General features: G+C 41.7%; 6 protein-coding genes. All 6 read left to right on the forward strand.

What is annotated here, in order from left to right:
• Positions 1 to 302: 302 nt before the first annotated feature.
• The 6 genes from IEY53_RS34120 (at position 303) to IEY53_RS34145 (ending at position 8,596) form a co-directional block, all read left to right on the forward strand.
• Entirely contained in the window at positions 303 to 980 is a 678-nt protein-coding gene (locus IEY53_RS34120; protein ID WP_189032720.1) for a response regulator transcription factor, read from the forward strand.
• Positions 981 to 1,050: 70 nt separating this feature from the next.
• On the forward strand, positions 1,051 to 2,796 hold the full coding sequence (locus tag IEY53_RS34125) for a DUF885 domain-containing protein (RefSeq protein WP_189032722.1): 1,746 nt from the start codon (positions 1,051 to 1,053) through the stop codon (positions 2,794 to 2,796).
• Between the two features lie 19 nt (positions 2,797 to 2,815).
• The gene (locus tag IEY53_RS34130; protein ID WP_189032724.1) at positions 2,816 to 4,087 is read left to right on the forward strand and encodes a sensor histidine kinase; all 1,272 of its coding nucleotides are present in this window, start codon (positions 2,816 to 2,818) and stop codon (positions 4,085 to 4,087) included.
• Positions 4,088 to 4,976: 889 nt separating this feature from the next.
• Entirely contained in the window at positions 4,977 to 5,882 is a 906-nt protein-coding gene (locus tag IEY53_RS34135) for a GNAT family N-acetyltransferase (RefSeq protein WP_189032726.1), read from the forward strand.
• 206 nt (positions 5,883 to 6,088) lie between these two features.
• Positions 6,089 to 7,012 carry an AraC family transcriptional regulator gene (locus IEY53_RS34140; RefSeq protein ID WP_229696524.1) on the forward strand — a complete coding sequence of 308 codons (924 nt, stop codon included), beginning with the start codon at positions 6,089 to 6,091 and terminating at the stop codon, positions 7,010 to 7,012.
• Between the two features lie 786 nt (positions 7,013 to 7,798).
• The gene (locus IEY53_RS34145) at positions 7,799 to 8,596 is read left to right on the forward strand and encodes a class I SAM-dependent methyltransferase (RefSeq protein ID WP_189032728.1); all 798 of its coding nucleotides are present in this window, start codon (positions 7,799 to 7,801) and stop codon (positions 8,594 to 8,596) included.
• Positions 8,597 to 8,776 lie beyond the last annotated feature (180 nt).

An 8,776-nucleotide genomic window follows, 5' to 3' on the forward strand; every position in this document is an offset into this window, starting at 1 on the left:
TACCGAGGCGCTCGTTTTTGTGCAAAGACCAAATTATTCATTCTACAGGAATTCTAACGGAGAACGATAGTTCAATTCTGATGGTATGCAAACAACTGCCAATATCTTGCAAACAGCTCCAACCCATCCACACTTTGTGGGGATAAGAAGCTAGAGCGTTTGGATTAGTTATGAGGGGAATCCGGTGGCAACCTGGCTAAGCATATGATAACTAGATTGGTGAAAATAAATGGGAATCTTATCAGCAGTGGACTCACAAACCCTGTTGCACTACCCCATATTTGTTCATTCATGGAGGACTTATGAAGCTGTTGATCGTAGAAGACGATATTGGGATATCGTATATAATTGCAAGAGTTATGCAGGATGAAGGGCATAAGGTTACGGAGTGTCATAACGGAGAAGAGGGCTTGCATCACGCATTGTACGGCGAGTACGATTTAATTATTTTGGATATTATGCTGCCTAAGGTTGATGGATTTACGTTCATCCAAGAGCTGAGGAAACAAAGAGTGGATACCCCGATTCTTTGTCTGACGGCAAAAGACGGATTGAACGACCGGGTAAAGGGGTTAACGATCGGAGCGGACGATTATGTGGTGAAACCATTCGAGATTCCAGAGCTGATCGTCAGAGCTAAAGTGCTGCTGCGCCGTAATGGCAAGGTTAATCAAGAAGAGCAGATTTGCTACGGCCCGATTGCTATTCAAGTTAGAAATCGAGCAATAACGGTCGCAGGAGAAGAGCTGACTTTAACAGAAAAGGAATATGAGCTGCTTGAGTACCTGCTCATGAATAAAGAGCAGATCGTGACGAAAGAGCAAATCTATAACCGAATTTGGGGACTCGATTCGGAAGCGGGGATTGGCATCGTCGAGCTCTATGTCCATTATCTTCGAAAGAAGCTGTCTTCATGGCATGCCGATCAATATATCCAAACCGTAAGAGGTTTGGGCTACATACTCAGAATAAACAAGTAAGTTTCTCAAAGGGAAATCAAAGGTTCATCTTATATATTCTTCTTATACTCTATAAAGGAGAGATTGATGAATGAACCTTGTAAGACAGATGTTTAAGAACACCAGATTGACTATTTTATTAGCTGTGGGACTTCTCGTATTGCTGATTGCATGCGGTTTGTTATGGCAGACCCAACATCAGCCAGAGAGTTTCGACGAATTGATTCAGAAGATGGCGTTTGATACGCTTAAAGATGACCCTGAGACACAGCTTTATTTTGACGTAAAAAATGTGGAGGGAATCCGATGGGATCCCACTAAGCTTACGGACCTGTCGGATGCCGATTACGAACAATTAAACGATGAGAGAAATGGTTTTTTGAAAAAATTGAATGACTATGATGCTGCTAAGCTTTCCCCGGAAGACAAACTCACCTACGATATCCTAAAATGGGACCTAAGTGCGGCGCAGCAAGTATATAAATATTGGGATCTGAACACGGATGACTACCTTTCCCTATCCAATTTTCCGCCGTATTTCGCGAACAACTATCCGATTCGCAACCAAGCAGATGCAAAGAATTATATCGTTGCGCTGAACGGGTTTTCGGATAAAGTCGCACATGTCATTGATAGAATTCAAGACAGACGGGAGAAAGGTATTGTCCCTGCTTCTGAATTTCTTAAGGAAATGCTTACGAGTTACAGCAAATTGCGGAATACGAAACCGGAAGAAACGATTCTGTACAGTTTATATGCAGAGAAATTAACCGAGTTAAAACTCGATCCCTCCGAAGTGGAGAAGCTGAAAAAAACGTTAGCGCAAACCCTAACTGATCATGTGCTGGCTTCTTACGGCAAACTTGCCGATGTGATCAAGAACGATCTTATGAAGCAAGCATCCGTGAGCCAAGGAATCTGGAGTCAGCCGGGCGGCAGCGAGTATTATTCTGCAAGGCTCAAACTTACTACGGGTACGGACCTTAGTCCTCAGAAAATTCACGAGATCGCTAAACGAAAGGTAGAAGAGATCGTGAAGGAGCTAAGAGGCGGGGCTTCGGGTCAAGCACAGACTACATCTGCAGCCAAATTCCTAACCGGAGATGAATTGCTGCAAGCGTTAAATAGCAGTCTGTCGGATGCCACGCCCTACTTGTCCGATTGGTTTGAAGAGGAGCTTATCCCGGACCATCCCGTGGACGTGCGGGCGTATTCGGCTCTTTTCGCATCGGCAGGAGGAATGTATATCCCCTTATCTATAGATGGTGATAGGAGCGGGAGATTTGTCATTCCGCTCGAAAACCCGACCTCCGAAGAAATAGTTAAAATGCTTGCATTGCATGAGGGTATTCCAGGACATCACTTTCAATTTTCGATTCAATATGATCAACCAACCATTCCTTTAATCCGCAAAATAACGATGACATCTGGATACGTAGAGGGATGGGCGGTCTATATGGAAAGCTTATGCGCGGAGAAGGGTTTGCTTGATCGGAATACGGTACTAAACCGTTTGCTGGGCAATTCCATAGGTACCGTGATAGATGCGGGTATCCATGCGCTGAAGTGGACAAGAGAACAAGCTAATGAGTATCTGGTTAGTGTTTTCGGAACGGGGAACAATGCTTGGATCGACAGTGTCATTGCTTATCCAGGACTTAACGAAAACTATGCGATCGGATCGGAGCAATTCCAATCCCTTCGAGAGAAGGCGAATAGCGAACTCGGGGATCGCTTCGATATTAAAGCATTTCATTCCGTTCTTCTTCGAAACGGTAATATGCCATTTCCAATATTGGAGCAGCAAGTGAATCAATACATCAAATCCGCCAAATAAAAGGAGAGCAAACCCCGGTATGATTAAACGCACGTTAGTACGAATGACGATATGGAACAGCACGGTCGTATTTTGCTTGCTCGTCATATTGGGGGGAGCGTTATACGGGTTGGCACATTATCGGATCTATTCCGATATTGACCGTCAGCTGGTGTTTAATATTGACCACATGCAACAAATTTCACTAAGTAACGGGGAGCAAGTAATTAACATTGATTCGAAGGAACCGGAACGTTTTATGATGTTATTTTATTGGGATTCCAACGATGCATTGATTCAAAGCTTATATTATAAAGTGCCATATATCGAATTGAGTTCGATGCTTCGGGAAAAACAAAACCACATGCGACCCGAGTCGATACTCGTGGGTAAGAAAACCTATCGATTCGTGAGCAGACCCTATCAGGGCAAATTGCCAGTAGTCGAGAAACTGTCGAACACTCCTTTGAAAACAATTCAGATATTTACGGAAATTTCCGCCGAGGCGTATTATTTGAATCGGTTATTATGGTGTATTAGTATCGGAATCGGTATCGGTGCGTTATTATCTATCATCGCAGGTTACGCATTGGCTAGACGGGCGCTGATTCCAATTCAGAAGGCTTGGGACAAGCAGCAGCAATTTGTTGCAGATGCCTCTCACGAGTTGAGGAGTCCGCTTTCGGTCGTCCGAGGGCAAACGCAAATATTGTTACGCCATCCCGATCATACGATCGAGGAAGAAAGCGCTCCAATTTCAGCCATTCTGAAAGAAACCAAAAGAATGAGCAACATGGTAGACGGACTACTTCTTCTGACAAGTGGCGATTCACATGAGGAAGTCATCTCATGCAAACCTGTGCGAATTGACGGGATCATTAAAGCGATTGCAAAAAAAATGGAGCCAATAATGGATTACAAGCAGTTGCGGTTACAGCTTCATGTCGAAGGCTCGGAATTGCTCATGAATGGAGATGAGAATCGTCTCATACAGTTGTTCATGATTTTGTTGGACAATGCCATTAAATTTACGCAGGCGGATGGGCAAATCGATCTTGAGTGTCTTAGGCAGGGCAAATCAGTTCTTGTAACCGTCAAGGATAACGGAGTGGGTATTTCGGAACACGATTTACCACTCGTATTTAATCGCTTTTACAAGGGGGATTCCTCTAGAAATAGAGGGGATCGTGGAGCAGGTCTAGGGCTATCGATCGCGCGTTGGATCGTCGATCAACATCAAGGTTCTGTCCACATTAGCAGCGGGGTAGGGTGTGGTACGACAGTTATGATTCGTTTTCCGGTGATTAGTTAAACAATAATAGTACTCTTCAAAAGAGACTTACAATTGTTGAGACAAGAACATAGATTAGAAGCCGCTATCTGGCTTCAATACCGGTTATTAGCGCATATAAACAAAGGGTGATTATCGCTCAATGTTTAACTTGGATGTGATGCCTTGTACGAATATGGGTTAAATATTTAGAAAGACTGTTTGGGGGAAGTGACAAATGAAGATTAAAAAGGTGAAAATCCAGAACTTTAAGAGCTTCAACGGGGAGTTCGTCTTAATGCTTCAGTAAAATTAATAAATTACGTTAATTCATTTGTAAGAAAACTTGGTTATTGATCAACTTATTATAATGACTTGATTTCTTTGCCAGAAAAAGCGGGGGATTCAGCAATGGGCTAAGTTCTTGTCCGCCTACATAAATTTCTGTGTGTGCCGCAGACAAACGTTTCCCGTTTTAGACTTGGATATACGAGTGATGTCGATGGACAAGAACATAGTCCCATTAAAACCCGCGTTCAGTACGGGTTTTTCTTTTTAAGGGATCAAGTTCTTGTCCTTTCCTCAGGACAAGAACTTGATCCTATTGCCGAAATTGGACAAGAACTTGGTACTATTGGTGATTAGATAAATCTAAAAAACTAGTACCAGTTAGCATGACTTTAGGAGATAATGATACGGGGCTTTCCTATATGGTAAAACACCAAGTGGTCAATGAATTTCGGTCTGTCATTTTCATTAATAATGGAACACCAATTTTTGTGCGCTATTCTTCTTCGGAAAATAAAGTGTTAGACTGGCGGGTGCTGCATTACGCTAAAGGGCAGAATAGTTTTAATGGAACTTTCCCTAAATTAAGGGACGGATGTTTGTTCTAATTAGCTAGAATGCGGATTTTTGAGGGGGATTAAAGTTGACTATCGATTCAAAATACATTCTAGATGAAGAGTTTGAGCTAGTAAAAGCTAACCATAGAGAATTTGCTATATACTATACAACGTATAGAGAAAACATTTTTTTTAGACAGAGTTGGGAAAAAAGACTGAATATATTCAGTGAAAAAATCCCATGTTACTGGATTTTACTTAAACAACAGCGAATCGGTGGAGTTTGCATCGAACCAAATACATTATCCTCATTCTTTTTAGAACCACCGTTTGTTGATATGAACCTGGTATTGCCAAAAATAAGACAATTTTTATTGAAATGTTCTGATTTAAGCAAACCAATTGTTGCTTTTGGGATTTTACCCTATCAAACGGAACATTTTTTTCGATTAGGTTTTTTGCCCACTGAATCAAGACGCGTAATGATAAGACCAACTAAATTATTTGAAGAACAGGAATTGGGGGAAGAACTTGAAATAATCCCTCCTAATTGGGAGCATACAGAAAAAATTGCCGCGTTATTACTTGAATCGTATTCGGGCTCTGACAGTATCGGCTATCCAGGTGAAAATACATTGGAACAACAAAGGTCGGATATTGAGTTTTATTTCAAACACAACAATGCAGAAATTCTAACTTCTGCATCCAGTATTGTATATAATAAATCAAATAACGAAATGGTTGCAGTTTGCTTAATATCTTTATGGGAAGACCTTCCGTTAGTGTCAGAGATCGCAGTATCCCCGAGATATCGTTCCAAACGAATAGCATCTAAATTATTAAAAAAAGCATTGACTGTTTTGAGTGATAAGTATGAAGTTCTACGTCTTTTTGTCACAGTAGGAAATTCGGCGGAATCACTATACTATAACCTTGGTTTTTATCCTGGGTTAGAGCAGACTACTTTTCATCTGACACACAGAAGCAAATGATTGCACTTACGGGAAACTATACCTCAATAACCATCAGGAAAAGGCAGCCAGTATTACCGACTGCCTTTTCCCCGCTAACGGGCAGATTACATTAATCGTTAGTTGCATGAACCAGCAACTTCTTGCTATCCTAGAAATTAGAAATAAAACGGAATATGGAATCTTCTATTGTATTGTTTTATCATCACGGGATTGAGGTAAACCAAGTGAACAATGATTACATGGTTCGTATTCAGGCTGTCCTTCATTTTATCGAGGAAAACTTAGATCAAGAAATGAATCTAGAAATGCTCGCTGAGATTTCTAATTTTTCTAAGTATCATTTTTCCAGGGTTTTCTCTGCAATCATAAATAAAACTCCAATGACCTATCTAACGGAAAGACGTCTACATCACGCGGTTACCTATCTTAAAACAACAAATAAAACCATGCTAGATATCTCATCTCTATGCGGTTTTAGTTCCGTCTCGAGTTTTAATTCATCTTTTAGAAAGCTATTTAAGACAACCCCAAGCGGGATGAGAAGGTCAATGCAAGAACATAGCAACAACCAGCTAATGTCCGGCAATAATCAGGAAGAATTGTCTCCTTCTAAAAATTATTATATGAGTATCAACAACAATAATAATTTTCTAAGGAGAGTATGGGAAATGAACATTGAGGTAAAAGAACTTCCAAGTTATCAAGTGGCATTCGTAAGGCATGTTGGCAGCTATCTTGAAACGTATAAGGCATGGGGAACACTTAGCAAGTGGGTCGAGAAAAACAGTTTACCGCCAACGGAATATTTTATCGGTATCTCTTTAGATGACCCAAGCGTGACCGACGAATATTCTTGTAGGTATGATGCTTGCATAACTATTCCAAAAGAATTTTCTATAGAAGGCGATTCAAGCATAAAGTTCAAAACTTTACCTGGTGGTCTTTATGCCCTATACAAGTTTTATGATACGATCGACAAATTCGCTATTGCTTATCAAAGCGTGTACGGCCAATGGTTGCCTAACAGTGATTATGAGCCGGATGATAGACATGCGCTCGAGTTCTGTATGAATGATCCATATACTGACCCTGAAGGCAAGGTAAAAGTTGACCTTTACATCCCTATAAAAAGTATGGTTGGACATTAAAACAAACCAGCGTCACTTAGTAACGTAAATCGTTGCGCTAACGGGACACGTTAGCGCAGAAAATACATCATGAGGCCGCCGCGGACCAATCGGGCGGCCTCATTAAGCTATCGGGCAGGATAGTTGAAGATCAAGCGCGGAGAACCGTACCACAAGTAACGGCAAGTTTTTTGTGGAAATCTCGCAGCGGGCTTGGAAACGTGCCTTGTGTGGCATGGGTTTGGGATGGGCCACATGCGACGAAAGAGTCTCATCAAATGGGCTTTTGCGGGCTTTTTGGTGGGGCTACAGAACGATGCGGAACCTGGAGGGGGACTTTTGCTTGCGGAAAGCAAAAGCCCCCTCCGCCTCGTCCTCCAGTTCGTCACTTAGTTGGTTGAAGTAGCCTCGACATGGACGAGAAGCGAGCAGGGAAACACTCCCGCGCGACGCAAAATGACAATGTCTTGCTTGATTCTCAATCTACATACCTCCTGAAAAAGAAAATGATCCCTTGAAAAGGGGGCTTGGCTCTAGGACACAAATATGATATATGTACCAAAAGTTGCTTGGACTGGTTATAAGCTAAGGGGAGGATAGTTATAAAGAATTTTTACATTGATAAAGAAATTTTTCCAGTTATAATCATGGAGAAACATAGTTTTTATTACTTTTTTTTGTTATCCCGCTTTCCATTAAATGTTGAAAGGATGATGCTAGATGATCAATACAACAGAATTGTCCGCCCGCATAATATCTTGGAGGGTAACTATACTTTAACCCTCCTAAAAAATTGGAGGTAAATCTATGAACAGAGATTTTATCGCAAAACATTGGTATGCCAATATGTATGAAAAGTTTGAAAACCAAACACATGATGTCGATTTTTTATTGAAAGTACTTACAGAGCAAACAGGCAACCAGCCACAAAATATACTTGAAGTTGCCTGTGGTGGTGGTAGGATATGTGTATCACTTGCAAAGGCGAATCAAACCGTAACAGGCTTTGATGCCGATGAACATATGCTCCTACGCTGTTATCGCCGGATGGAGGGTTTGCCTAATATACACTGTTATCAGGCTGATGCAGCAATTTCAGATTGGGGTCTCGGTTTTGATGTAGTAGTCATGGCAGGCAATATCCTGATAAACATTGAAAGCGACATGGATTACAAAGTGGCGCAGAAGACCCTTATTAAAAATGCTGCAGCGTCGCTTCGCACCGGTGGACATCTTTATATGGATTTTGACTTGCGCTATAATCCAGCGGCCTATTTCAACAGGTTGAAAGAGAGCAGCTATTTTGAAGGAACAGACGAATTGGGCACGACTGGTCGCACTGTTAGCTATGGCAGCGTGTATGACCCCGTAACCCAGATTTGTACCGGAACTGGTCACTGGGAGCTTACCACAAATAGCGGTGAGCAAATCATTATACCCAAGCGGTGGTTTAAGCACATTCCTACACAATCGCAAGTTTACGGTTGGCTATCAGATGCCGGATTTACCATAGAGCGAACCTATCAAAATTATACGGCTGAACCGATGCCGGAGCCGATTGTTGAAGCTGCGAATCGCGCTATTATCTGGGCAAGAAAGTTATAATTTGGTATATCGTATGAAATACCTTTTACTTAAACTTCGGCGAACTAACAGGAAACGATAATTCAATTCAGACACGACGGCAGCCGGCCAGACGATCGGCTGCCTTTTCATTACGCTAATGGGCAGGATAGTTTAGCGGAAAAAAAAGGATATTATTGGTCGACTATTGAAATTACAGAT

This window comes from Paenibacillus albidus, assembly GCF_014644435.1.
Lineage (GTDB): Bacteria > Bacillota > Bacilli > Paenibacillales > Paenibacillaceae > Paenibacillus_AQ > Paenibacillus_AQ albidus.